This window comes from Paenibacillus sp. J22P51, from assembly GCF_059692215.1.
Map to the genome: position 1 here is coordinate 155,137 of NZ_JCAUAZ010000009.1, position 25,389 is coordinate 180,525.

The window sequence follows — 25,389 nt, forward strand, 5'->3', positions numbered from 1 at the left end:
TTTTCCATTCATTCAACCTATTCCTTGCTACCCTAAGGTGTACCGCCTCGATAAGAAAGCGCCAAATCCAGCACATGCGCTGCTTCGTCATAAGAGCCAATATCGGTCTTCCGATTGCCATCAAAATCAGCGACGACACCACGCCTACCTTGGCCTTGTGCCCAGGGTCCAAACTCGTTATCCAGCGGCTGGAAACGGTTCTCTCCTTCATACTGGAACACTCGCCAAATGCCGGTCTCCGCCGTATAGGCAATCAAATCGCTTCGCCCATCACCATTCGTATCGCCAACTAGCAGCTGATCATTATTTCCAAAGGAAACGCCGCCTGCTGTCTGGGGATCAGCGAACATGCCATGCCCTTGGTGATACAGAATGGATACTTGCTTCTCCTTGCGGGAGACACAAAGAATATCATCTGCATCAGGGTCCTTGAATTTGGCTGTGAAAAACTCCGTATCTAGCGGGAGAGACAAGTCAGATTCTGTATAAGCCAACTGCTGATTGCGCAAGTCGACTTGCACTAGGCCTCTGTCCCCTTTTGCGATTAAGCCGTTACCAGCGGTAGAGCGCAGTGATCGAACAGAGCTTAGACCTGTAGGTAAAGTACCGATGCCCTTAGCTGGCAGGAACTGTTGCTTATCCGCCAAGGCCACACGCACATTTCCCGTTTCGGCGTTATAGGCTAGCAGATCTTGCTTCCCGTCGCCATTGGCATCGACGAGCAGCAGCGTTTCTTCCGGTGCAAACGCTTCTCGTAACCAGACCTGCGAAGCTTCCTGCTGTCTGTTCCTCGGCATAGCATAGTTACCAGGAATAACCACAACGCGGTGCATCTGTCTCAGGACCACATCCGCATGCCCGAGACCTGTGACGTCGCCTAGCATCACATTTTGCAGCTTCGTTCCCGGTGGCAGCGTAACCCGATGCGCAGGGGTGAACGGGACGACATCATACAAGGACATCCAGCGATAGTCTAGCTTCTTGAAGCCCGTAATCAACTTGTGGAGTAAGGAAACCGTGTCCCCTTCTTTATATTGATAGACGGGAAAGCCGTCTCTCTCTTCCGGTTTCCCCTCTGCGTCCACAACAGGTTCCAGATGCGTAAACTCCAAGAAGGGATGGAAGTAAAAGGAGGCTAGCTCATCATCCGTCGCAGCTTTCTGCAACATCTGATCGACCGAATTCGCATCGCTTACGTAGCGATAAGGCGCCGGAATATAGACAGAACCCAAACTATCTTGGCCGAACGTATTGACCGTATCATAGGTATTAATATCGTCGCGGGCATTTTTGGCGTAGAGATCTGGTTGATACATAAGACCGACGAAGGAGCGGAAAACGCCCTCCTGCTCACGGGTATCTTTATAGTGTGGAGACTCCCAGAACGCGGGATGTAAGTCAGCCCTAGCGAAAGCAGCTAAGCTCTCTTTCATCCGCTCCGCCGCATAGGAGATTTCCTGCGTTTCTGGTGCACCTTTGATATTAAATTCAGAACCTGTTCCCGAATTATGCTCGCCATCGGACCGATACGTCTCTCCGTACTGATGACGGTATCCATGCATCCCCAATACACCGCCATGCTGCTCAGCCTGTTGGAGAAGCTTTATAAATGCGCTTACAACTTCATCCGGATTAGGGTCGTCAATTCCTTTCTCCTTCCATACACCGTCCGCTTGCAAACTCATCCTTCTCGGAATCACAGCGACATGAAAAGGCACATGCTCAGACTCCACATATTCCATCACGGCTCGCAATTTACCGAGACCTTCCAGTGTGTTGTAATCACCGCCAAGTCCGACATCCTCCAGACGGATCATCACGTGACGTTTATCCCTATTAGGGGAGATATTCGACTCTGTATTCGTAGGGATATAAGCGGCCAGCGCAACGGCTGCGATAACGCCACCAACGATGCCTATTCCAATTTGCTGCCACAATTTACGTTTCACGCTAGACTGCTCCCCCATTTATGTAAAACGTAGATTATCTCTATGATTTCGACAATTTCCTCTAAATTATATATGAATTTATGGCGTCTTACTAGAAGAGTTTGAACTAAGGTTAAAAAGAAAGAAAGCTAGGCACAGAAGACTTGAAATCGATTCCAATTTATTGAAAATATGCCGTTCAAGGATGACTTTTAATACCGTCTCTTCAATGTCTTACGGACACTGGAGACGTTATTCTGCCACAACAGCCATGCTATCAATTTTAACGGACTATATCGCTGCTATTCTATTCAATTAAGCTTCAAACAGCCAACAAATCGAATTATAACGGCGCTGAAGTCCGTTACATGATAAACGCAGCCTAATTTACCATATTAGCGGCTTTCATGTCCGTTAGCGCTAGGATATTAGCATGTTGACGGGGAAACTAGACGTTAGAGTTGTCATATCGTTGGAAGACATCGACTGTAACGTAAGCAAGCTTGTTGGTTTTCCGAATTGTAAATATGATCTTTACGTTGGGATAATACGCCAATAACATGGGCACTCTATGATAGAGATATCTTATTGTGACGGAGGCATCTGAATATGACAGCAAAAATAGGTCTCGTATTTTTCTGTATATTTTCCCTATCGGTTTTAGGTGTTGCTGCAAAAGAGAGTCAGCCCGACAAGCTTTCGGAGAAACGCACAGATAAGCACATTGTTCGTCCGTACTCACCTGCACTTTATGACTCCACGGAACAATTTGAATACGAATTTGAGTGGCAAAATGGGAAGATTGTTGCGAATCCTTGATGGAATCGTGTATAGATGAGAAAAAGCACCCGCGAGGGTGCTTTTTCAATCTTACTCTCTTCTCTCTTCCCGAACAGGCTTCACATGTCGCGGAATCTCATTCCCTTCCGTAGAGACATATTCAATATCGAAATAACCACTATAACCGAAAAGCGGTCCAAAAAATCTATTGTTCACCTTCACATCAATTCGAAACTTCTCTTTCTCATCATCATACCACTCACAAACATCCGCATAACCGGAGAACAACATTGGAAACCGAAACCCTACAGCTCCCTCATAAAAATATTGCTTCCCTGACCTAAGACTCATACCCCCATTATTTGCAACGCGCATATCAATTTCCACAGCCAAATGCTGGTGTGTCCCAAGATAGTCGATGATTTTTCGTTTCTTCGGACTGTAAATCATCGTGGCATCAAAGCGTCTCTTCCGATTGGGAAAATGATAGGTTCGAATCCAAGTAACCGTCTCTCGCCCAAAGCTATCCTGGTACGCGTAATTCTCAATTGTGAAAGGGATATTTCCCCCTCCTTGTGGAAAAAGGATGTTCCTCCAACTACCGAGGGCTAGGAAGGGTAACGTATACCATTTCCCGAACCAAACCTTCTCCATTACCCCTTTTCCAATAGATGCGATGTGATGTTTACTACCAAAGCCGAATCGCTTCTGAATCTGGGGGTGGAGCTTAACAAAATCCTCACCGAGAACTTGTTCGTAAATGGACATCATGCCTGTTTTCTCCCTTCAGAGGGAATGCGATGGCATCTTCTTGCACTCGGAAGCTCGAATGAGCTCAGCAAGCTAATCATCGACAACGTAATCATTGCTAGATTCAGAGTGACCGGATTGAATGGTGCGACATAAGTCGCTGGGTGTGTCCATGCACTAACGCCAAGTAGGACTAAAATCACTATATTTATCTGATGGAGTTTCCTACGCTTCTGTCCTCGCAGAATGAGGAACAATATTCCGAATCCAATTTCACCTAGTCCTAATAAAGTCAGGATGGGCCTACCATAAGCGGCGCCTACAATTCCCTGTAAAATATCCATTTCCCCCGAGTCTGGTACTAACAACTTAGGTACCAGCCCTTGATACACCCAAATGAGAAACAGGCTGAGCGTTTGAATCATTTCTATTATAGCGCGCCTAAACGATGCTTGAGGGGAAATGCCCTGCTCTAGCCATAAACGTAGACTATCAAAACTCCAGGCTGTTGCCCAACCCATGATAGGTCGGAATACGAACCGATCGATCCAATAACCGATTACACCGAATCGTGATCTGTAATCATATCTAGTTAAAAAACGAATACCGTCATCTATCGGTTCATATCTCCAAAAGCCAGCCCCTTCAGATATGAGCGATATCGGATTTCCTGAACTGAACTTTAGACTAGATGTCTTAATGCCATCCTTCTCAACCGACCCAGCGGTCTCGCCTTCTCCAGCAATACTGAGTCCAAATCCGATATTGGTCTTATATATAAAGCGTTGTGGCTGAGCTTCATCAGGCTTGGGGAGATAAGTGATCTCCGAGAATCTTAAATCCCATTGTTGATGCAATTCGGGCGTCTGCGTATGTGTCCACAACTTATCCATCGATGCCTTCATGTAAATTTCCACGTAAATGGGTTTTCTTTTAGCCATAGTCAACCTCCTACTGCCTCCCTTATTCGCCTATTTTCCAGTTAAACCCTTTTATTATCATTTTAATTTAAGCTTTGCAGACTGAATCTTCTACAAGAAAAAGCACCCGCGAGGGTGCTTTTATTTTATTTCATTGACCATCCTTATTACTCAACCCATGCTTCTTCCCCCACTCCCCCATACTCTCTAGGATCGGAATAAAGCTTCTTCCCGCATCCGTAAGTGAGTATTCCACCTTGGGAGGCACCTCTTGGTATACTTTTCGATGGACCATCTGATCCTTTTCTAACTCTCGTAGTTGTGCGGTTAATATGCCTTTGGATACACCTGGTACCAGTCGTTGAAGCTCGCCAAATCTCCTTGTTTCCCGTAAATGCCAAAGTATAATGATTTTCCATTTGCCTGCAATGACATTTTGGGTTGCTGTAACGGGGCAGACTTCGATTTGTTCCTCTGGAATTTCACCCTGAAACGACGTTCGGGACATGCACAATCCCTCTCTCTCCTTATGGTTCTATTTTTATGACTAGATCACATTATAATGACTACTTACAAATTTCAACCTACTATAATAATATATGACTATAGCTAATTTTCCAACTACAACATTCATTTTATAAATAGGAGGACATCTACCATGTCAAAAATCGTGGTTACCGCGGCAACAGGTGAATTAGGCAAATTGGTGGTTCAGCACTTACTGACCAAGGTGCCGGCAAGCGATCTTGCCGTTAGCGTTAGAAACGTTGAGAAAGCATCCGTCTTTGCTGATTTAGGCATTGAAGTTCGGTATGGGGATTTCGATGATTCCGCATCGATGGAGAAAGCTTTTGCAGGTGCATCCAAGCTTTTACTGATTTCTTCACCACAAGATGAGTCCGTCAGTCGCGTTCGCAAGCATGTTAGTGCCATTGAAGCAGCCAAAAAAGCAGGCGTGAGGCATATCGTTTACACGAGCTTCGCATTTGCTGATGTAGATGCTTTTGCCCCACTCGCTCATGTACATCTTGCAACGGAGTATGCGCTTAAGGCTTCTGGCATTCCAACCACTGTCTTGCGAAATACCTGGTATCAGGAATTGTACATTCACCCAGGACTGCAAGCTAACATTGAGAGTGGCCGTCTGATAAATTCAGCAGGAACAGGGAAAATTAATACAGCAACACGCGATGATTTAGCCTTGGCTGCAGCAACGGTCCTTGCAGAAGATGGACATCAAGACCAAGTCTATGAGTTAGCATCTTCTGAATCTTGGAGCTATAATGAATTAGCAGCCATGTTATCCCAGATTTCAGGCAAAAAAGTAACTTACCAATCCGTCTCCGACGCCGACTCCTATGCAGGTATGCTACAGGCTGGACTTCCTGAAGGGCTTGTACAGTTCTTAGTTGCCATCGATAGTAAAATGGCCGCTGGAACGGAAGGGCGTACTTCCAAAGACCTTGAAAGACTTATCGGGAAAAAACCGACTTCCATCCAAGAAAGCATAGCGCAATTATTCAATAAGTAATCGTTTTATAAATTCAACATAGAGGTGAATCCTATGATGCAAGTAGAAATATGGTCGGACTTCGCTTGTCCGTTCTGTTTTATTGGCAAACGCCGCTTCGAGCAAGCACTAGCGGACTTTGCACACCGTGATCAGGTCGAAGTTATCTATCGCAGCTTTGAGCTAGATCGTCATGCACCGAAGTATGTTCCACATGATGTGTACGATATGCTCTCTTCAAGGTATGGCATGAGTCGTCAGGAAGCCATTGCGATGAATGAGAAAATGCGTCAGCAAGCCATTAGCGAAGGTATCGACTTTCAATTCAGCGGCATCGTGCTGACGAACACATTCGATGCTCATCGTTTACGGCTATTTGCCGAGAAGCAAGGCAAGGGTGCCGCAATATCGGAGTTGCTGTTCCTCGCTTATTTCAGCGAGTCCAAGAACATAAGTGACCACGGTATTCTTGCAGACATCGCAGCAGTCACAGGGCTTGATCGGGAAGAAGCCCTGTCCGTGCTCGCGAGTGATCAGTTCGCCGAGCAGGTACGGGCTGAAGAAGAGGATGGCAGCCGCCTCGGGATCCGTGGCGTTCCGTTCTATATCATTAACCGGAAACATACGTTGTCCGGAGCTCAACCAAGCAGCGTTTACCTGAACGCCCTGCAGCAGATATGGGATGCCCAACAGCCGCCGCAGGCTGCAGCCACGGCAAACGACGAAGCTTGTTTAGACGGCACTTGCGTCGTTCCGAACAAGCCATAACGATGGCAAGTCCAGCGTCTTATTAAGAGAATTAACATGTACTGATACAAAGAAGAAGCACCCTCGCGGTGCTTCTTCTACTTTTATGTTTTCGCTGCAAAACCCAATTGGCGGTCTATTTCGATTGTGCCACGAATCCTCTGAAAGCTCACGCATCGCTTCTACTCTACCCGAAATTCGCAATTGCAAGATCGTGTAGTCTTTTTTATTCCGTTTTATGGTAAAGTAAGTGTGATCGACATTTTTCTTCACAATATCCAAAACTTCCAACATTCAGATGAGGTTTCGAAATGGGTCTATACTTAGATTTGAAAACCATGCTGCTGACTCTTGTCATCGGGCACCTGTTTACCGCTGTGTTCATTATCGCTTATTGGCGTCAACATAAGAATGAAAAAACAATAAGGTACTTTTTCTATGCAAAATGCATGCAAGCGGCGGCGTGGCTGATTTTAATGCTTCGTGGCGGCCTATCGGATACGCTTACAATATCCCTTGTGAACTCGTCACTTTTTATCGGCTTTGCGTTTGAAACCATCTCCGTACTGAAAGTTCAGAATATCCTGAGCAAGCTGACACGCAACGTGTATATCGCTTTGGCAATCACTAATATTGTCGCCTTTCATGCCATCCTTCTTTTTCACAACGAAGAGAAATTCAGAATTTTCTTTGTTTCCATTGGTATAGCTGCGGGACTTCTATTTCCAGCATACAAAATGATTCAAAGACGAGCCGCATCCACGTTAACCCATGTCATAGGCTATTTCTATCTTACGATCTTATCATTTCTTCTAATTAGGGCTGTCTTTGCAGTATTCTTCGATACATTGATAAGCTATTATCATATTAACGGTAATCAGACCATGGTGCTGTTAGGCCAATATTTCGTTATGATTGCGGGAAATACAGGATTCTTTCTCTTGATGAAAGAACAAACAGACCAAGCCCTGCTTCGACTAGCTAATTATGATGATTTAACCGGTACACTTAATCGCAGGACGTTCATCACACGTACTAATCAATACCTTGCCGCCTATACGAAGAAAAAGAAACCGATCACCCTGCTGCTTTTTGATATTGACAATTTTAAATCGATTAATGATTCGTTCGGCCACGATGTGGGAGATCGCGTGCTTGTTGATCTCACCACACGTCTGAAGGAGAACTTGGGCTCAGATGATCTATTCGCTAGATATGGCGGGGACGAATTTGCCATTATCTTGCCTGGCATGGATGAAAAGGAATCATCGCGTTATGCTGAACGGTTTAGACAAGCCGCGGAGGAATCGCAGATTCCCGGGTTACCTCTCTCTTATACAATCAGTCTGGGTATTCTTACGCTTATCCCTGATGAAGAGACCCATCTCGAAGAGCTTTACTCCACTTGTGACAAAGCCCTCTATCGCGCAAAAAGAAATGGTCGAAACGGCGTGTTTCGAGGGTATGTGGACAGGCAACTCATGCATGCTTAGGAGCATTCATGTAGATAGATTTGAATGAAAGGCTGTCGCTGTTGCGGCGGCCTTTTGTGCTTCGCTCCGTCATTGCCGACTAGCCTCCTAAAGGAAATGCCGAGGGTCTGACCGATGTTTGTGACAAACTGTTTAACATTTGCTTTTTTAATAACTTGGACGACAATTTTCCTGATACTTTTCAAACCATTCTTGTTAATTTAATCCTAAGCGCAATAACCTTGACAGAGAGTAGGTAGGTAGGTAGGATGATTTCTCTAAATGATAAGCCCATGTATCTAACACAATTCGCAAAGCTAATCCAAATGGATGAGCATCGGCTATTTCGTATATGCAAGGGGATCGAGGAAAACGGGTATAGATTTAACCGTAACGAACACGGGCATATCGATCTATCGGAGAGTGATATTACGGTCGTGTTGAGTTTTTGTTGGTAAAAGTGGTGGGGGCGCTCAAGCAGTGAGAAAAACCCGCTCCATGAGCGGGTTTCAACGTCATTTATGATCTTTGGGGTCCTTTGGATCTTTAGGATCTTTAGGATCCTTAGGCTTCTTCGGTTTCTTGTCATGGTGCTTGTCGGTGTACTCGACATTAGGCGCCTTCAACCCGCCTGCAAGAACAGTCTCTCTGATGTCTTCACCGAGGTAGAAGCTCAAATGCGGCGGCTGATTGTAAGCCGTGTTCTGCCATGCGATACCGTTCCTATATACTGGGTCATGCATGAGCGTATAAATTCGGTACTCCGTAGGAATCGTGGTACTGTGGATTCTAAGCTCCGAGCTGTCTGTTGTAGGCAAAAGAACTTCTTCACGCCAGTCTCCTAAGATATCGGCCTGTAAGGTCGGAGTTGCCTTTGTTCCATTGTTGCTGACAACGTCTGCGAAGCTTTTCAAAGGCTCTGATTTCTTCGTAATTTGATTAAACTTCGTAATCGATGTACTATCTAGCAATTCATTTAGTAAATCCCCATCCCAGTGAAGGGCGAAATTCACGGACACTCCCGCCGTTCTAAAGCTATCGGCAACGACTTGGCCCTGTACGTTGTAAATGCCTCCACCCGATGCTGGAGTTGTACCGCCAGTTCCCCAGAACTCAAATCCAGGGCTAGCAGTAATATTCGCCGCCAAACCACGTCCTGTGTCTACGTAACCATTGTAGGACATCAGTGTTTCCCCAGTTGCAGCGTCGTGGAGCTCTACAGATGCAACGGATGGAACTTCATGTACCGCCATAACCTGAAGACCTTCTCGCGCAGGGTCAAATGCTCCTACATGAAGCGCGTCACCGTGTGAACCTTGTTCGCGCTGCATCTCGCCATCCATTTCATAGAGAATGGTGCCGTCCTGATCAAGGGTCAGCGAACCTGCTATGATTTCGTCATAGCCGTCATTATCCACATCTGCCGTGGCAAGATTATGAAAGCCTAAGCCTCCACCTCTGCCCGCTTGTGCGGAGTCAAATGTCCACTCCTCCTTGAGCTTGCCATGAACTAAGCTGTAGGCTACATACGTCGTCCTTTCATAATAGCCTCGGCCATAAATGGCGCTCGGCTTCACGCCGTCCAAATAAGCTAATCCTGCCAGGAAGCGGTCCGAACGATTATGCCAAGTATCTCCCCATGAAGCAACATCTCCAAGCGGGAATGCATAATCAATCGTGTCAATCACCTTACCGGTTTCACCTTTAAATACGGAGATATATTCGGGCCCGCCGGATATATGACCAGCCTCATTCACCCATTTGCCATTATCTGCAGGGTTGCCGATTACGCTGATAACTTTGCTGCTGTCGAATTTTCCATCCGTTGTCCCGTAGACCGTTGTTGCATCCGCGGTTTTAATGAGAAATTCGCTTTTGCCATCCCCATCATAATCCGCGATGATAAATTGATGATAATGGGCTCCTGATGTGAGGTTAAGCCCCATATTCATCCGCCACAATAGCGTGCCGTCCATTTTATAAGCATCAAAAATCGTCGGCCCCGTCATCGCGTTCTGTGAACTGTCGATTGCGTTGGATGGGTACCATTTCACAACAACCTCGTACTCACCGTCACCGTCCAAATCCCCTACACCAGCGTCATTGACACTATACGTGTAGCTGCCGGTGGCCGTTGTTCCTCCCTCTGGCTTTTGCATCGGGATAGAAAGATAATCGTTAGCTGCTGCTACAGCTTCGTCTGTATCAGCTGAAACTCCCTGAACAAGTGTCTCCACTTCATAGGTGTCTCCGGCAACGCCAGTCGTGTCCGCATAGTTGGTAACAGTCAATGGTGCCGTATTCAGCTTTTGCCCATTGCGGTAAACATTGAACTTCACATCTCGCTGGTATTCATCTGCAAGCAAGCGCCAGCTTACAAATATACCTTCATTCGATTCTAGAGCGATAACTCCCCTATCCAGCCACTCTGTCTGCCGTGCCGTATTCGGCGGGGTGAGACGGTTGTACACATATTGGGTGGCATATCTGCCAAAGCCATTCTCCAGGCTCGCAGGAACTGCAAGCTCCCCCTTAAATGTGTAAACGCCAGGTTCATGCGGATTCCAAGGCTTCCCAACGTTCGTCCACTCGCTTACAGGCACATTTACCTTACTATTATTAGCTATGGTAACACTGACGGATTGCGGTAAACCGATGGAATGGATGTCCGGTGTTGTTTGATCAACGTACACGGTTTGATACTGTAATCTATCCACCTTCGTAATACGATTGTCGGGGATCGGCTTATGATACACACCGAAATTATCGAGGTATGTCGTCCAGGCAATATTATTACCCGATGTCCGCATGCCCACCAATTTAACCGAAGCGACTGATCCATCAAAAGCTACACCATTCAACGATGACGTAAATTCTTGACTAGTCCCCGCTGCTTTATCGGTTAGCTTGAATTTGACGACCTCATTTTCCACATCAAGATTAACCCCTACCGTATACCACGCTTGGGGATTCGTAATTCCCGTGCTAGCCGCAGGCTGCTTTCCGGCAAAATATTGCAATGGTGCCTGATTCGTGTTATTTACCGTAAACACCGTATTGCCGGAGCTATCGAGGATCCTGAACTCGCCGCCGTTCTCGCTAGGATTGCTGGCCGCTTTATCATTCACCTTGCCAGGGTACCAGTCGAATTGAACGAGAATCTGGCTCCCTTTCACAGACGTGCCAAAGTTCTTCGTTGCCACACGCCCCCCGCTTTGGTTCGACTGGGTGAACTGAAACATCGGGGTGCTATTCCCAGCCACTTCATATGTATTAATCGATACGGTAGCATTCGCTGTCGTAAATCCCCAGAATGCAGGATCCAGCGCAGCCGTATCGCCAAAATCACTATAATAAACGCTGTCGAGTTCGGTCCCATTATTTCCTTCAGCTGCGGACGCTATTGTCCAGTTTGGTATAAAGAGAACGCTTGCAAGAAGTAACGAAACGACTTTTCTCCATTGTCTGCTAGTTCGCACTGTTATTTCCACTCCTTCTGTTCGAGCTATGAGAGGATCTTGAATACTCTCGCTAATTCCTCATCGTGCAAGGTTTTGCATATCCTAAGAATCACTTTCTGCCATCCATCAGAACCGTTCCTTACCATCCCCTCTCCGCCAAAAAGAATCCATTACGATGACCCATACAGCTCATACTTGTTGGTATGATTGGCCCGTGTACTAACTGTAGGACTTGACTGGCTACGCCGTCTATTAGACATTTTTTCAAAAATGAAATTCTCTTGTAGGAAGCCATTTGGCAGTTATATGACATTTTTGACTAAACTTCTCTTTTCTTGATCCCGTATGTAAAAAGGTGATAAAAGCATAAAAAAATAGACCTCCTTGGCCGATTAAGGCAAGTAAGGTCTATTTCTCAGTAGTTATTAGTTTCCCCATTACAAGGTCATCTAGCTCAAGCCATAATTCGTAACTAGCGCAGCCAAGCCACCTGCGAAACCACTGCCAACAGCTTGGAATTTCCAGTCACTACCATGGCGGTAAAATTCACAGAAGACGACAGCTGTTTCTATAGAAAAATCTTCACCCAAATCGTAGCGAAGAATCTCATTCTTATTAGCTTCATTTACTACCCTTACGAATGCGTGGCTAACCTGTCCAAAATTTTGAGCACGTTGATTTCCATCGTGAATCGTAACTGTTATGCCAATCCGACTGATTGACGGTGGGACTTTGGCAAAATCGATCATAATTTTTTCATCATCACCATCACCTTCACCCGTACGATTGTCTCCTGTATGAACAACAGCGCCATCATAGGCTTTAAGGTTATTATAGAAAACAAAATCAGCTGCTGATTTCGCTTTGCCATCTTCATGAAGAAGAAACGCAGATGCATCGAGATCGAAATCTCCACCGCCATTATATTTATTGGTATCCCAGCCAAGTCCTACAATTATTTTCGTTAGACCTGGGTTTGTTTTGGTTAGGTCAATTCGTTGACCTTTGGATAAATCAATCGACATCGTTATCGCACCTTTCAGATCAAATAATAAACATTGAATCATTGGCCTTTAATACCAGTATATAGGGTTGCCTACATACACCGCAATGATTCGACTCCTAAAATTCCCCCAAAGAGGTACATATTCGAACCGCATTGACTAATCACCAGTCACTTCTTCCCATGCAAGATGTTCTTTATATAGCTGGGCAATACAAAGGAAGCCTGAAACGTTTCAGGGTTGATATACTTCGTATCCTGCCACTGCAAACGATTCAAATCCGCCTCCAGAGGGTCCCACTTTTTAGATGCAATTACAAAGCTCCATATCCCGCCGGGAAACGAAGGGATAGAACATAGATATGGTTTCACGATTGGAAACAGCTTGTTCAAGCTGCGAACCGTGTTCCGAAAAATACTCTGATTGTAATAGGGAGATCCTGATTGAAAGACAACTATACCGTCATCTGTTAGACTATCGTATACGTATTGGTAAAATTGTTGTTTGTATAGACTGGTGGCTGGTCCATAGGGATCAGACCTATCTACAAGAAGCACATCAAGATTCTTCTTCTGTTCTTGAATCCACTTATATCCGTCCCTATAGATCATACGGATACACCCTTCCCGCTCATGGGTGTTTTCCTTTGTCATCCATGTCTTGCAAACGTCGACAACTCTCTGATCAATTTCCACTACGTCTATCTGCTCCACACTTGCGTACTTCAGCGCTTCGCGGGAAGGGCCGCAATCGCCCCCGCCGATCATGGCCACTTTTTTAGGTTCTTGATGAGTGGTCATAGCCAAGTGAGTAATCATTTCGTTATAAATAAAGCCATCTTTGGATGTGACCTGAGGGGTTCCATCGAGAACAAGCATACGGCCGAAACCTTTCGTATCCACGATACTTATTTCTTGAAACGGCGATTGTTCGTAATACAGCAGCGCTTCAACCTTATAGCCGACTTCCATATCTAGCTCCGGTATATCATCCCACAGCCACAGATCCTCATTTGCTTCTTTGTAATAGCCAGTCAATGAATTCTTGATGTTCGTCACGCGCTCGTCCCCCTGCGCTGCCATTTAGAAACTCTATCCAGAAGCAGCCCGTCAGATCCAATATTTTCACCTGTAATGAAGTCTTTCATATAATAGGAAAGGTATTTACCATAGCCACTGTCGGTTTTAGACAACAATTCGTCAACAAAATAAATACCATTAGAAATCTTATCCAACAGCAACGTGGATATGGCCCCATAGATGCCGCATGCTACCTGGAAATAGGTCGCGTTCGTCTTGAACTCGGAAAATACGCTTTTATTACTCATGACGTTGTACATATATCGTTCCTTATCTCTATAAACGAGAAGCACGCCTACCAAATCTTCTCCATCCAGTTCGGCTTCAGCAGGGTCTAGCACCTTATGCTTCCAATTCCAAAGATCGTCCGTATTGCCGAGATTGGCACGAATTAACTCCGTCGTATAATCATTCACGCGATATATAAAGCCTGTCTCCATATTGTAAGCATATCCCATAGAAAGAACCTCTTCATGCGGCATCAAACATCCGTGGAACTGTTTGTTTCCAAGCGATACCTTAAACTCCAGCTCGTAAACATCATGATAAAGAAGCATAGGCATATGCTGCCTCATAAACATCGGATAGTTTAATATGGCTTCATCTAGGAAGCATTCGGGAGACCATGTGCAGTATATCGTTTTCTCCTGAGCTAGCGACCGATCGGCATAAAAGGAAGTATCATGCTCGATGATATAGCAGCCGAGCGGCGTTTCACCGGGAGTTTGCTTCATCATGTCCAAAGCCATCCATTGCACGACACCCGGATTCATGCCGGATCCGATAATCGCTTTCAAATTCGTGAAGCGTCCTCTATTTTCTTGAAAAATGCGAAATCGTTCCAATAATGTGAATCCCTCAAGCTCTTCATTTTCGTCTACCATTGTATTCTCTAAAGCAGAGTTAATATATGGAATGCCCAATTCATCGCAGCATTGAAGCATCTCAATGGTATCTGCCCAAGATATGTCGATGACAAGCGTTGTCTTCGTACGGGTTAAATGCTTTCGAAGCATTTTCAAATTGCTCAAATCGAACTGATGTAATGTAATTACATGGCTTAAATGGGGGAGAAATGATTCGTAATAGGCCATCTCCTTTTGTTTCCAATCAATTAAATGAATATTACACCGGCTTATAAACCCATGGACAGGGTCATTGATATCCTGAAACGACTTGTCTAATATGGCAAGAATGGATTTAGCCACTCCACCGGCGCTGCCAAGAATACTTATAGTTAATTTCTGGTTGTCCACATCTGCTCACCTCCTATTTACCTAAAATACAATTAATTAATGATGTCCGTGTATGACCCCTTTCCTTCTACTTTTTCGTGTTTATCATTGATAGAATATGTAAATCTATAATGATTTGACAGAGGCAGCTATCTTGCAAAGAGAGTCATTCTGACACACAATTTATATGTAACATCGAAACTATTTTCATATTTTTCGGTTCCTATTAGGCATTAAACGTACCGTTCTACTAGATTCGAATAAATAGTAGTAATACTAGTCAAGGGGATTGGTGGCTTATCAAAACATTCCGGGCAATCTTAAGAGGTCGAAATGAGGTTCCCCCTGTACGAACTATAGCCAGTGGAAATGCCTTATTACAGCTGAACAACAGAGGGAACCAACACAGTTATATTCTTGTTGTACGAAATATTACTCGTGTAACGCAAGGACATATTCATCTTGGACGAGCAAGTCAAATGGTTCCGTTATTGCTTTCCTATTTGGTCCATCAAATTTGGTATAACTGTTAGAAGAGGAGTCGTTCGAGGTATCCTGACGAGTGCAGATTTAGTTGGTCCACTTAGAGGAAGATCCCTCCAAGATTTGGTACGCGAGTTCGAAAACGGCAATGCCTACGTGAATGTCCATACTCATCAAAATCCTGATGGTGAAATTCGCGGCCAAGTCACTCGCTAAAGATTCACTCTGCTAATCGGACCGTATCCAAAAGCAACCGAACCATCGATCTTTACACATGATTTTGCTTCACGGCTTTTAGCGTTTTCCACACGTCCGTTTTCTCCCATTCGTCCGCTAGAGCAGGTAGCCGCAAACTTAAAAAGACCACCATCATTCCCAGTTTTTCGGGGGTGAGGGTGGTCTTTTCATTCTCTAAGCAGGCCTGTATAGTTTGCTTTCTTACTGCATTAACTTCAATATTCTCTTTAGATTAACCGTGAATATGGCCATAGCGCCTTGTAACTCCATACCCCAAGTTTTACTGCTTACGATTTATAAAATAGAGCTGTTTGACTTTCTCGAATCCATCTACATAATCAAATGTAAAATTGGCAACAGGCGGATGCCTTTTAAACCACTGATCAAAGACCCATAACGCACTGGGCGATTCGTCGACGCTGCCTATATTGCCGTTATCATACTCCTGGGAGAGAAACCTAAGCCAGTTATTGGTGTTCTCATGGTCTTCTTGAATTGCTGTCCATAAAATCCACCTGCCTGTATACATCGTATGCAGATCGCCGGAATTACCTCTCTCATATTCCATCTTGGCCCAACGTGAAGCGATGGTGCTATAACCGTTCTTCTGGGCGCCTTGAAAGAAAAGCCACCATGCGGAGTAGGGCTCATTGATTGAACCGTAATTGCCTTGATCGATCTCAATCTGGGCGCGAAGAATCCACCCGGAAGAGGAGTCCGGAATAAAATTTGTCGCTTGTTCGGCAATCCATCTCGGCGTATTGGGGATATCTAAACGGCCAGGGTCCCCAAGAGACAACTCTAAACGCGCCCACTCTTCCCATAAAGTATGGTACCTCGGCAACTCCTTGGTAGCTTGAGCGAAGATCCAACGTGCGGTATGTGGCGTGTTTATATCTCCGATTGTACCCCTTGTCCACTCCAACACACCCCATTCTTTCCAGATCTCGCCGTTCTTGTGGTTATGGTCAATTCCTTCCTTGAGCAGCCATACGGCGGAATACTGTTGATGAACACTGCCAATGTTTTGCTGCCCTTGTTCAAACTGACTCCAGGCGATCCACCCCTCTGCATACCGGGGACATTGTGAGGTGAACTGACAGGCAATCCATCGCGCTGTATACGGTTCCTCCACAGAGCCAATATTGCCGCTCTCTCGCTCCATGCGTAACCAATATCCATAAACGTTCTGATCATGATGGCCATTATCGCAAAAGGTTTTCAATATCCATCGCGCAGTATTCTCTCGGTCCACTGCCCCTTCATTGCCGCTCATCCATTCAAATTGAGCCCATAGACTCCACAATTGGCCGGAACTCGGGTTTAGCGTCGCCCCCTTTTTAGCAATCCAACGCGCGCTGTTAGGTATCTCGATGCTTCCAATATTATCTAACTTCGCCTCTATTTCGCACCAGGTATCCCAGCTCTCCGGATTGCTGGGGAAGTGAGTCGTCATCTGGGCGGCGATCCATCGTGCTGAGTACAGTTGCTCTACGGAACCGAAATTATCACTTTGCCGCTCCATGTGAAGCCAGAACGCATAGACGTTCTGATCATGGTTGCCGCTTGTCAAGTATGTATATAAAATCCACCTAGCGCTGTTCGGTGTATAAATAGCCCCTTTGTTCTCGCGCATTTCCTCGAATTTCGCCCAGAGACACCAGAGCAGACCTGCATTCGGATTAAGTATTGCGCCTTCTTTGGCTATCCAAGCGGCAGTGTAAGGTGTATTTCTGTCTCCAATATTATTTCGATTCTGCTCGATATCCGCCCAGCGGTACCACAGCCCTGCATTATGCTTAAAGTATCGATTGCATGCTTCATGACACAGTTGCACGGCACTTCCCGGCGTATCGGTATCACCAATAAGCTTATTTTTCAGTTGAACCTTGATATAATCAGTCCAAGACTTCAGTCTAAGCAGATTCTGTCGTAAGGCAACTTCATAATATCCAATGGCCGTTTCATATCCTTTCGTCTCATAGATGTATTCGGGAAGTAATGATAGAAGTTTCGACTCGAAGCTGTCCAGTTGAAGGATAGAGATTTCACCTGCTGCATACAGCAACCGCTTGTAGATATAACCTACATCTACCTCGTACTTGTCGGATGATTCTAGTAAGATCTCATACATAATCGTTGAGATTCGTTCGTGTCGAGTGCTAATCGTGTCCTTCAACGTCTCAAAAAATACTTCACCCGACAAAGCCTTTTTATACTTCGGAATATCGCGTTCATCAACGCCGAGGATCTTTGAGAAGAGCCGGGTTGTGCAGGCGTAGGCTCTATTCTTCCTGGCTCCGATGGTCTCGATCAACGACACTACCGCTAACGCGTTGATCATGTTATCACCATTTTCGAAGCCTTTAATCTTATCCATTACGGTCCGAATAATGGTCTCGAGATCCTTCCCCTGCGTTGTCTTCAACATGCCGGCTAGCAAAAAACCATTCGTGTCCCGATACAGCCCTTCCGACACCTCGGCTACACTTGCCTGCTCGGCTACCGCCCCGTTCTGAACTAGGAGTTCCGCGATGCCTTGTGCCTCGCTTCTTGCCAATTTCTTTATAGGGAACTCCCTCATGTAGCGCATGTACTCATTAGACAGCTTAATTGCACTACCATTACTTGCGGAAAGCCATTCGTTTATTCTGGCTGTCATTAGTAGTTTGATCGGCACCTTGCAATTAATGAAAAACCGAAACACAACTCCAAAGTTCGTGACTTCGGATGCATCATCAATCAGAAAGACGGAAGGCGTCTTCGGGTCGAATCGCAATTCAACCTTATTACTACGGATGTTGGATTCTTCGTTCCATTCTTTGTTGAACTCATAGATCGAATAACCCTGCTCTCGCAGTGCAAGCGCAACCTGATACATGATTGTAGTCTTCCCTTCGCCGCCTGGACCGGTGATGAGAGCCGCTTGGAAGAAACTTGGCTTGAGATGTGCGATAATCTCTTGCGTAAGTGCGCGCTCGGCAGTATATCCATGGCATACGAGATTCCACTGCACAGGTCGTCCCTCGTAGTAAGCTTGGATCAGCTCCGGCGAAGGTGCGTCCAATAAATCGTCCGTGATTTGCCGCCAATCATCGGCGGAACGCTGATCACGCTCGTACCTATCGACCAACATATCCTTAATGTCCGTTAACTTCCCGTCAAGGAGCGCAACGCCATCCTTAAGTTCGCCCTGAATGCCAACAGCAATTTCCCGGATGCCATCTAACTTTTGATAAAGAGAATCACACGTATCCATTAAATGCTGAAGGGTAACCCTTGTATCAACGATATACTCAGCATGCAGTTTATTCGCGACCTGCTGATTATCCTTAATCTCGCCAGCGAAGAATCGAGTTGTATAATCGAAGCACCTTGCCCTTACCGCTTCTCGGTATTCCGGCGAATCGATCGTCAAGTGGGAAGGCAACTCTGTAAGCACATTTTCAACCTGAATACTTGCAAGAAGATCTGCATCTGGCTTAATTAGAGTACCGATCCCCTCGAGCGAGCGGATTGGGAACCCTGGATTCGGGTCAGTCTCGATTTCCCTCAGACATCGCTGAAGACGCGCCGCTTGATCTTCGAGCATCCCTGGCAGATACGGGTCACGATACTCACCCCCATTGGATGCCACGCTGCTTCTCAACTCGCTTGTTATTCTTAATAGGGCCTTATAATAAGAGCGGCATAAAGCTCTTGCAATATCATGATTCATAAAATGTTGTTCATTCAACACGCGTGCTCGGCGATTAGCTGTCAGCTTCTCAGACAAAAATTCGGAAACCGGCTCCCCAGTGAATTTTTCAACCACTTTGTCTGTGACTTTCTCCAATATTTTGCCGACTATAAGCGTAACTGTAATAGACATTTCGCTCCCCCCAATGCAACACCTTGTAAATAGACGTTCGGTTTCATAACCATTATCCACCATTTTTTGTATGTTGGCCAGATGTAACCTAATATTGCTCTTCCATAAAGGAGCCCCCCTATTAGCATGGGATTACTTGCGTCATTTATGAAAAGGTTCACCCCATATGATCTTGAAAAAGAAAAAAGCACCCTCAACGGATGCTTTTTCTTTCTGTATGGAGGTAAGCCGTGGCTTGCCAAATCCACAATTCGCCGCCGCGTGATGGGATCCCCGGATATTTTATGAAATCACCTATCTTCTGATAATTTGGAATAGGATAAATGATGAATTTCTGATATAAACAAATGAATGACGCGCGGCATGCCAAAAATCACAAACCCCAAACTAATTAATGGTTCAAGTGCCATCGACTCGCTTGCTTCACCAGCTTGGGTAAAAAATAGTTGTTGGGCAACAAACCATGTAACATATCCCCAATAGAGGAAAAGCCGTCCCACTCGATCAAACCGTCCTACCGATTCAGCTCCCCCCATACGCTCTTCAGATAATAAGAGGTCCCATAAAAGAGCTACCGCAATGACCAATTTTTCAATCAGATTCGCCATATCATCTGGAATGCTCAAGTTCCACACGTTCTGAACCACGATACCAGCTACCAAAAGCAATAGAAGATACCCCGGCCATGCGTGCTTCGTCTTGATCATAAACTGACGAATAAAAAGATAAATCGTCGCCTGTAGAAACAAGTAAACATCAGCAACGGCAATATGTTGGTTCATCAGTTGATCTAGAATAAATCCACAACTAAAAAAGAAAGTCGCTATAAGCGCAAGCGATATAAATCTTGAAGTTTGTCGTTTAATGAATAGATAAATACTCCATATGGCGAAGAGGACCGCCATTCCGGCGTCCAACTCTCGTAAACCAACGCCCTGCCACTGATGTCCCAACACCAGTTGACTTAAGGGTGCAATGCCTATGCTTAGTAGTATCCAGCTTCCGGATAGTGCTGCAAAGAATGCAAAATCATATGCTTTTGAAAAAAGTGACAGCACTGCAGCCGAAATAAGCCAAATTGGACCTATGGAACCTAGGAGAATCTCTCCTATTATTCTCCCATCGATAGGTCTACCAGTAATTCCTATAGTAATGATCGCAAAAGTGGGAAGAAGCAGTATAAGTCCAGCGAGGAAAAACCAATGCTTAAATTGAGGCGAGAAATCAAGTATTCGTCTGGGGATGAACTTAACAAAACAAATAAGAACAATAAGGAAAAGAACCAAGGCAATCCAACTACTATTCAGAATGAGTTCACCCTTCCAACTCCTCCAAACATAAAACCCCACTTTCACTAAAGAAGCAGCCAAAAGAACAATGACAGCCGCTCGATCACCTATTTTTGTAATGGTTGCACTGAGCTTGCTGGAGATAGTCTCGGATACTTCTGCAAGATCCAATCCGGATAGCAATAGTAGAGGTACTGTCAAAAAAGTAGTTAGTACAATTAACTGAGTACCGAGGGCGTATAACCCCCGAAAGTTGCCCAAGCCTAGAAATCGTATTTCGAATACTGCAGCCAAGAACCAAGTAGCAAGTACGCTAAGGGAAATAATCAAAACATCCTTATATCCAGGATATTGCGGCTTCGGTTTTATTCCGCGCCATAACACGTATCCAGATCCAAGCAATAAAGGAATAAGTGCCCACCTTATTTCCCAGCTCAATTCCAAAAGAATCCCCAAGATTACTGCTACTAAGCATAGCCGCAGCCAGATCTTACAGCGCATTACTCCCGCTAAGATATAGATTATTGCGCTGATTAACAAATTTGTGATCAGCAGGATAATTACAGGTGAGTGACTAATTTCATGATTCTCGCTCGATAATGAAAGGGAAATTCGTTCTTCGGCTAATCCAAAAAAAGCGGAAATAATTATGCATAACACTACCTGAATGAGCCCGTAAATCAAAAGTAAACGATGATGACTATGCAAGGAAAACAAATTAAGCAAACGCGAGCTTCCTTCCTTAGGTGAATCCTGACCCATATTAACCTCCCGCCCCAACAACGGTATTTCTTATTTTTTCATCCCGATACAATTAAGTTCAATAAACTAATATTCGATTAGAAGGAAAAAAATGCGTCAGTACCGTCAAGGCGTCACCAAGACGCAACTATCTGTACTGACGCATTAATGATAAGAAGCTTGGTTTAGATTACAAGCGTGTCGAACCCCTCTCGACTAACGGGCAGCATAGTTCAATTAGAGGATAAAATCACATGTCGTAATCATTCTATTAGAGGTGAATTCTGCTATTAGGATATAGGCATAGGAGCTTCTATTCGATGAACGCCCTTAGGTCGATATCCTAAATGTTGGCTGATGCCGCATACGTCTGCTAGTAAATAGATGATGCTAAGCCACATTTCTGTACCTTGCAGTCCTGTTGATTCCTGCTTAACTAGTTGAAAACTAAATCCACGTTCATCAACCCAGAAATCCAGAACCTTCTCCAGATGACACATTGCCCATTCTTTAATTTCCTCTTTGCGATAATCCGTTTGTTTGATACAAAGCCATAATGGATGAATAACGTCGAGTACATTACATGCGTTCAGATGGTCAAAGCGGAAAAATTGTTGATTTCTACTATGAGCTAGAACGGTGTCTATTGTCTTATCCGGGTAGGGCAACGGGATATCGAACTGGGCGAAGGTGGCGCGTGTTAAGCGGTAGAAGCCGTTAACCGGTTGGAGCCAAGTTTCTTCATCAGTTGGTGATCCCCACAAACCTGAGGTTCGACTAACATGAGTCTGCAGCCATCCGAACAGATCATCTGGCCGTTTTTTTGAATCAAAATGTTTAAGATTCAGGTATAATCCAGTTGCGTAACAGTCAATCCAGTCACCGCAATGCCATGCCTCTTTGTCCCACGGTAGAGTGTCCAATTTTGCATATAATTGTTCTGTGCTCATTTTTTCAACGACATAAACGGGATGAAGTAGGCTTGCACCAAGGAGCTCTAATGCATATCCCACCGCTAGCAAATGATAACGAGAAAGATGGTCAGAGAGTAAATGCGGCTCATTCGAAACAACATCGGGCGGTGACCAAGGGTCAGGTAGTAGTCCAGTACTTACATCTTGAAAACCTTGTAATTTTACAATGAGTTCCTCTTTACTCCAATCTGGTGGTAGTGTGTTAAACATAGCTGCAATTTCAACAGCATCACAATAGGCTCGTACGGTTCGTTTAAATCCTGGACGGTCATGAAAAAATGTTTCATTGGGTGTAGAAACTAAGTAGTGACTAAGTAAGGAATCAAGTTGCTCCTTCACTTTATTACCGAAATTCTGCAATCTTTGCTCGATCGGTTGTTTGTCCTTATTCGATGCTCCTCCGTTGTTAAGCCTGCTGCGAATGACCTTAGCTGGGTTCCCCCCGACGATACTATATGCGGGTACATCCTTTGTCACGATAGCACCTGCGGCAATAATGGAATGGGATCCAATTCGTACTCCATCGAGAATGACCACATTCGCTCCTACCCAAACATCATCTTCAATACGAATACCTTTCGAAGTACAAGGTTGCTTGAAAATAGGTTGGTCAATGGCTTCGTAACCATGATTAAATCCATAAATACTTGCATGCGATGCAATTCTTACACCGTCGCCCATAGAGACTTTACCTGATAGAATTGCATAGGAGTTAATGCTGCAATCCGCTCCCATCTTAAGGGAAGAAGTACGGATGATAGCTCCTCCAGCAATGTAACTACGATCTCCCATGTGAATTTCATCCGGATAAAAGATCGCCTGTGGTGAAACGAAGCAATCGTTACCAAAGATATAGGAGAAAGACTCTGCCAAACGTTGTTGTAATTGTTCTTGCTCGTGACTCTCTATTTCGGTTTTTGATATCCAAGGCATATAATCTAATTTACGACGGGTTTCTTGATTCGGCTCCATGTAAGTTCCTCCGGATTGGTCTCATTTGTCAAACTGACCTTCAGTTTATCATCAAGTTAGATCCATAAACATGGAAATTAAGCGTATGAAACTTGTCAAAATCGCCTTTATATCCTATGCTCAGACTAACACTAATTTACTGGACAATAGGGAGCCAATATGGAATCTAAGTTAAGTGATATGGCAATCCGGATTCATTGGATTATGGACAAGCAGACGTTTCCTGGCTGGAATGACGTGCGGAAAACCGTTGGAGTTCATAGCTTTTATTGGATTCATGAGGGGAAAGGGACATTCCGAACGGAACAGGATATTTCGGTTGAATCGGGCATGTTGTTATATCTAAAACCAGGTCTAGATATGGTCATGGAGGGTGATCGAAGTGATCCACTGCGAATAACAATGGTATTGTTATCGCTTATTTCCGTTACCTTGAATGCTCAAGGAGCATATGAGGCAACGGAAATTACTGAATTAGACTTGCCATTTATGATGAAATATGAGGACAGTATGGCCCAAAAATATGACTTCGCATTCAAAGAGTTAGTGGAGCGATATGTTCCTGGGCAACTTGATAGTGAGCTTCTGACCAAATCATTACTATTTAATATTCTGAGTGAATTACATAAACATAGAAACGCCAACCTTATAAGCAAAACATCTGCCATGGGCATTTATTTGAAAGTAAAGGATGAATTGGAGAGGAACTACAAAGAAGAAATTAAATTACATGAACTAGCTGATCGATACCAAATTTCAATTTCATATCTTCGCAGTCTTTTCCAAAAACATACAGGGAAGAGCCCAAAAAACTACTTGAAAGATGTACGTAACGAACATGCAAAAAAGCAATTACGCTATACAGAGCTGACGGTAAAAGAGATTGCTGAATACTGCGGATATGCGGATGAGTTTCATTTTAGCAAAAGCTTCAAGCAATCCAATGGGATACCGCCAAAGCAATATCGAAATAAAAGAGAGCACCGAGTGTAATGCCAGTAAACAGCTAGGCTTTGTATTCGAAGCCTAGCTTGGCAAAGGAAAGCTACTGGTGTGCAGTATGGACCTGTTGAAGCAGACGAATCGTCCCGAAGCGAATCAACTTTTCCATAGTATATTGGCGTATATGGATTCCGCAGTGTTTGAACCATCAGTTTCTGTAACCGTCGTTGTGCTACAACACAAGGGCTACCACTTAGCTAGCTCCCTACGCTCACGCTCCGGTCCGCGCGGACTGAACCCTCGAGGGGTTCTTCTCCCTGCCTTCAACCATACAAAAGAAAAAAGCACCCTCAACGGGTGCTTTTTCTTTCTGTATGGAGGTGAGGGGAGTATTGAAATGTCCATTTAACTTACTAACGAAGCCTAATCACCGATGACTACCCTAGCGGTACATTTCAATGCCGTGCTCCCTCTGCTCACGCTCCGGTCCGCGCGGACTGAACCCTCGAGGGGTTCTTCTCCCTGCCTTCACCCCTACAAAAGAAAAAAGCACCCTCAACGGGTGCTTTTTCTTTCTGTATGGAGGTGAGGGGAGTCGAACCCCTGTCCGAAAATATTGCCACACAGGCATCTACGGGTGTAGTCACAGTTTTGATGTCACCCGAGCATCGCCCCGTAACCGGCTATGCGTTGGGTCAGCCTGATTGTCTTCCTACGTTCGACCCCAGGCGGAGACCAAACGTCGTATCCCACTATAGTTGAGCCCCTATCCCAGTCACATGGGCGATGCTGAGTAGAAGCACGCTAACAGGTTATTAAGCTGCTAAAGCGTAGTTGTTTTGTGTTTTGCCATTTAATAGGCTTTAGCGTTTTATAGTGGACGCGGCCCCACTACCCGCAACCCGCGCTCAAACTATCCCCGTCGAATCCAAGAACACCCCCGGATTGCCTTCGGAACCGCCATAGACGGTGAAGGTTAAAGGACAAGCATTAG

19 protein-coding genes, 1 other RNA gene and 1 pseudogene are annotated in these 25,389 nt (G+C 44.9%); 9 read left to right on the top strand and 12 right to left on the bottom strand.

Annotated features, from left to right (window positions below):
- Positions 1-32 precede the first annotated feature (32 nt).
- Positions 33-1,949, bottom strand: coding sequence for a DUF2334 domain-containing protein (locus AC58QC_RS19860; RefSeq protein ID WP_497416833.1), 1,917 nt, complete (start codon positions 1,947-1,949; stop codon positions 33-35).
- A 588-nt stretch (positions 1,950-2,537) separates the two neighbouring features.
- Here AC58QC_RS19860 and AC58QC_RS19865 point away from each other — a divergent pair.
- Positions 2,538-2,747 (top strand): hypothetical protein, encoded by a 210-nt coding sequence (locus AC58QC_RS19865; RefSeq protein WP_497416834.1) that lies wholly within the window; start codon positions 2,538-2,540, stop codon positions 2,745-2,747.
- Positions 2,748-2,798: 51 nt separating this feature from the next.
- On the opposite strand, the gene AC58QC_RS19870 is transcribed toward AC58QC_RS19865, so the two are convergent.
- From AC58QC_RS19870 to AC58QC_RS19880, 3 genes are all read right to left on the bottom strand, one after another.
- On the bottom strand, positions 2,799-3,479 hold the full coding sequence (locus AC58QC_RS19870) for a DUF4166 domain-containing protein (protein ID WP_497416835.1): 681 nt from the start codon (positions 3,477-3,479) through the stop codon (positions 2,799-2,801).
- Positions 3,476-4,399 carry a DoxX-like family protein gene (locus AC58QC_RS19875; protein ID WP_497416836.1) on the bottom strand — a complete coding sequence of 308 codons (924 nt, stop codon included), beginning with the start codon at positions 4,397-4,399 and terminating at the stop codon, positions 3,476-3,478. Before AC58QC_RS19875 ends, AC58QC_RS19870 begins: the two co-directional genes overlap by 4 nt.
- A gap of 130 nt (positions 4,400-4,529) precedes the next feature.
- The gene (locus AC58QC_RS19880; protein ID WP_497416837.1) at positions 4,530-4,886 is read right to left on the bottom strand and encodes a winged helix-turn-helix transcriptional regulator; all 357 of its coding nucleotides are present in this window, start codon (positions 4,884-4,886) and stop codon (positions 4,530-4,532) included.
- 150 nt (positions 4,887-5,036) lie between these two features.
- Between AC58QC_RS19880 and AC58QC_RS19885 the strand changes: the two genes are divergently transcribed.
- From AC58QC_RS19885 to AC58QC_RS19895, 3 genes are all read left to right on the top strand, one after another.
- A complete protein-coding gene (locus AC58QC_RS19885) occupies positions 5,037-5,909 on the top strand; it encodes an SDR family oxidoreductase (protein ID WP_497416838.1) in 873 nt (290 codons plus the stop codon).
- Positions 5,910-5,942: 33 nt separating this feature from the next.
- Positions 5,943-6,656, top strand: coding sequence for a DsbA family oxidoreductase (locus AC58QC_RS19890; protein ID WP_497416839.1), 714 nt, complete (start codon positions 5,943-5,945; stop codon positions 6,654-6,656).
- A gap of 290 nt (positions 6,657-6,946) precedes the next feature.
- Positions 6,947-8,128, top strand: coding sequence for a GGDEF domain-containing protein (locus AC58QC_RS19895; RefSeq protein WP_497416840.1), 1,182 nt, complete (start codon positions 6,947-6,949; stop codon positions 8,126-8,128).
- A 494-nt stretch (positions 8,129-8,622) separates the two neighbouring features.
- On the opposite strand, the gene AC58QC_RS19900 is transcribed toward AC58QC_RS19895, so the two are convergent.
- From AC58QC_RS19900 to AC58QC_RS19915, 4 genes are all read right to left on the bottom strand, one after another.
- On the bottom strand, positions 8,623-11,586 hold the full coding sequence (locus AC58QC_RS19900; RefSeq protein WP_497416841.1) for a rhamnogalacturonan lyase: 2,964 nt from the start codon (positions 11,584-11,586) through the stop codon (positions 8,623-8,625).
- A gap of 431 nt (positions 11,587-12,017) precedes the next feature.
- Positions 12,018-12,593 carry a TerD family protein gene (locus tag AC58QC_RS19905; RefSeq protein WP_497416842.1) on the bottom strand — a complete coding sequence of 192 codons (576 nt, stop codon included), beginning with the start codon at positions 12,591-12,593 and terminating at the stop codon, positions 12,018-12,020.
- A gap of 149 nt (positions 12,594-12,742) precedes the next feature.
- Positions 12,743-13,630 (bottom strand): polyamine aminopropyltransferase, encoded by an 888-nt coding sequence (speE, locus tag AC58QC_RS19910; RefSeq protein ID WP_497416843.1) that lies wholly within the window; start codon positions 13,628-13,630, stop codon positions 12,743-12,745.
- Complete coding sequence (locus AC58QC_RS19915; protein ID WP_497416844.1) at positions 13,627-14,907, bottom strand: S-adenosylmethionine decarboxylase related protein; 1,281 nt, start codon at positions 14,905-14,907, stop codon at positions 13,627-13,629. The genes speE and AC58QC_RS19915 overlap by 4 nt, the downstream gene beginning before the upstream one ends.
- 335 nt (positions 14,908-15,242) lie before the next feature.
- On the opposite strand from AC58QC_RS19915, the gene AC58QC_RS19920 reads away from it, so the two are divergent.
- Positions 15,243-15,419: a CHRD domain-containing protein gene (locus tag AC58QC_RS19920; RefSeq protein ID WP_497416884.1), complete on the top strand. Its 177-nt coding sequence runs from the start codon at positions 15,243-15,245 to the stop codon at positions 15,417-15,419.
- Between the two features lie 106 nt (positions 15,420-15,525).
- Entirely contained in the window at positions 15,526-15,585 is a 60-nt protein-coding gene (locus tag AC58QC_RS19925; protein ID WP_497416885.1) for a CHRD domain-containing protein, read from the top strand.
- A gap of 301 nt (positions 15,586-15,886) precedes the next feature.
- On the opposite strand, the gene AC58QC_RS19930 is transcribed toward AC58QC_RS19925, so the two are convergent.
- Positions 15,887-19,540, bottom strand: a complete 3,654-nt coding sequence (locus AC58QC_RS19930; protein ID WP_497416845.1) for a P-loop NTPase — start codon at positions 19,538-19,540, stop codon at positions 15,887-15,889.
- A 63-nt stretch (positions 19,541-19,603) separates the two neighbouring features.
- On the opposite strand from AC58QC_RS19930, the gene AC58QC_RS19935 reads away from it, so the two are divergent.
- Positions 19,604-19,765 carry a hypothetical protein gene (locus tag AC58QC_RS19935; protein WP_497416846.1) on the top strand — a complete coding sequence of 54 codons (162 nt, stop codon included), beginning with the start codon at positions 19,604-19,606 and terminating at the stop codon, positions 19,763-19,765.
- Positions 19,766-19,767: 2 nt separating this feature from the next.
- On the opposite strand, the gene AC58QC_RS19940 is transcribed toward AC58QC_RS19935, so the two are convergent.
- Complete coding sequence (locus AC58QC_RS19940; protein WP_497416847.1) at positions 19,768-21,528, bottom strand: hypothetical protein; 1,761 nt, start codon at positions 21,526-21,528, stop codon at positions 19,768-19,770.
- Between the two features lie 269 nt (positions 21,529-21,797).
- Positions 21,798-23,453 carry an acyltransferase gene (locus AC58QC_RS19945; RefSeq protein ID WP_497416848.1) on the bottom strand — a complete coding sequence of 552 codons (1,656 nt, stop codon included), beginning with the start codon at positions 23,451-23,453 and terminating at the stop codon, positions 21,798-21,800.
- A 159-nt stretch (positions 23,454-23,612) separates the two neighbouring features.
- Between AC58QC_RS19945 and AC58QC_RS19950 the strand changes: the two genes are divergently transcribed.
- Together AC58QC_RS19950 and AC58QC_RS19955 are read left to right on the top strand one after the other, a co-directional pair.
- The gene (locus tag AC58QC_RS19950; RefSeq protein ID WP_497416849.1) at positions 23,613-24,446 is read left to right on the top strand and encodes a helix-turn-helix domain-containing protein; all 834 of its coding nucleotides are present in this window, start codon (positions 23,613-23,615) and stop codon (positions 24,444-24,446) included.
- A 52-nt stretch (positions 24,447-24,498) separates the two neighbouring features.
- A pseudogene (locus AC58QC_RS19955) lies at positions 24,499-24,804 on the top strand (DUF8487 domain-containing protein); the annotation flags it as partial.
- Between the two features lie 168 nt (positions 24,805-24,972).
- Here AC58QC_RS19955 and ssrA read toward each other — a convergent pair.
- Positions 24,973-25,337: a transfer-messenger RNA gene (gene ssrA / locus AC58QC_RS19960) on the bottom strand.
- Between the last annotated feature and the right edge of the window lie 52 nt (positions 25,338-25,389).

What these genes read in the sequence shown, in the direction of transcription:
- AC58QC_RS19875 (WP_497416836.1), bottom strand. Translation starts at nt 4,399, where the DNA reads ATGGCTAAAAGAAAACCCATTTACGTGGAAATTTACATGAAGGCATCG.
- AC58QC_RS19905 (WP_497416842.1), bottom strand. Translation starts at nt 12,593, where the DNA reads ATGTCGATTGATTTATCCAAAGGTCAACGAATTGACCTAACCAAAACA.
- AC58QC_RS19930 (WP_497416845.1), bottom strand. Translation starts at nt 19,540, where the DNA reads ATGGTGGATAATGGTTATGAAACCGAACGTCTATTTACAAGGTGTTGC.
- AC58QC_RS19880 (WP_497416837.1), bottom strand. Translation starts at nt 4,886, where the DNA reads ATGTCCCGAACGTCGTTTCAGGGTGAAATTCCAGAGGAACAAATCGAA.
- AC58QC_RS19945 (WP_497416848.1), bottom strand. Translation starts at nt 23,453, where the DNA reads ATGGAGCCGAATCAAGAAACCCGTCGTAAATTAGATTATATGCCTTGG.
- AC58QC_RS19870 (WP_497416835.1), bottom strand. Translation starts at nt 3,479, where the DNA reads ATGATGTCCATTTACGAACAAGTTCTCGGTGAGGATTTTGTTAAGCTC.
- AC58QC_RS19885 (WP_497416838.1), top strand. Translation starts at nt 5,037, where the DNA reads ATGTCAAAAATCGTGGTTACCGCGGCAACAGGTGAATTAGGCAAATTG.
- AC58QC_RS19935 (WP_497416846.1), top strand. Translation starts at nt 19,604, where the DNA reads ATGGGATTACTTGCGTCATTTATGAAAAGGTTCACCCCATATGATCTT.
- AC58QC_RS19895 (WP_497416840.1), top strand. Translation starts at nt 6,947, where the DNA reads ATGGGTCTATACTTAGATTTGAAAACCATGCTGCTGACTCTTGTCATC.
- AC58QC_RS19890 (WP_497416839.1), top strand. Translation starts at nt 5,943, where the DNA reads ATGATGCAAGTAGAAATATGGTCGGACTTCGCTTGTCCGTTCTGTTTT.
- AC58QC_RS19865 (WP_497416834.1), top strand. Translation starts at nt 2,538, where the DNA reads ATGACAGCAAAAATAGGTCTCGTATTTTTCTGTATATTTTCCCTATCG.
- AC58QC_RS19950 (WP_497416849.1), top strand. Translation starts at nt 23,613, where the DNA reads ATGGAATCTAAGTTAAGTGATATGGCAATCCGGATTCATTGGATTATG.
- AC58QC_RS19940 (WP_497416847.1), bottom strand. Translation starts at nt 21,528, where the DNA reads ATGGGTCAGGATTCACCTAAGGAAGGAAGCTCGCGTTTGCTTAATTTG.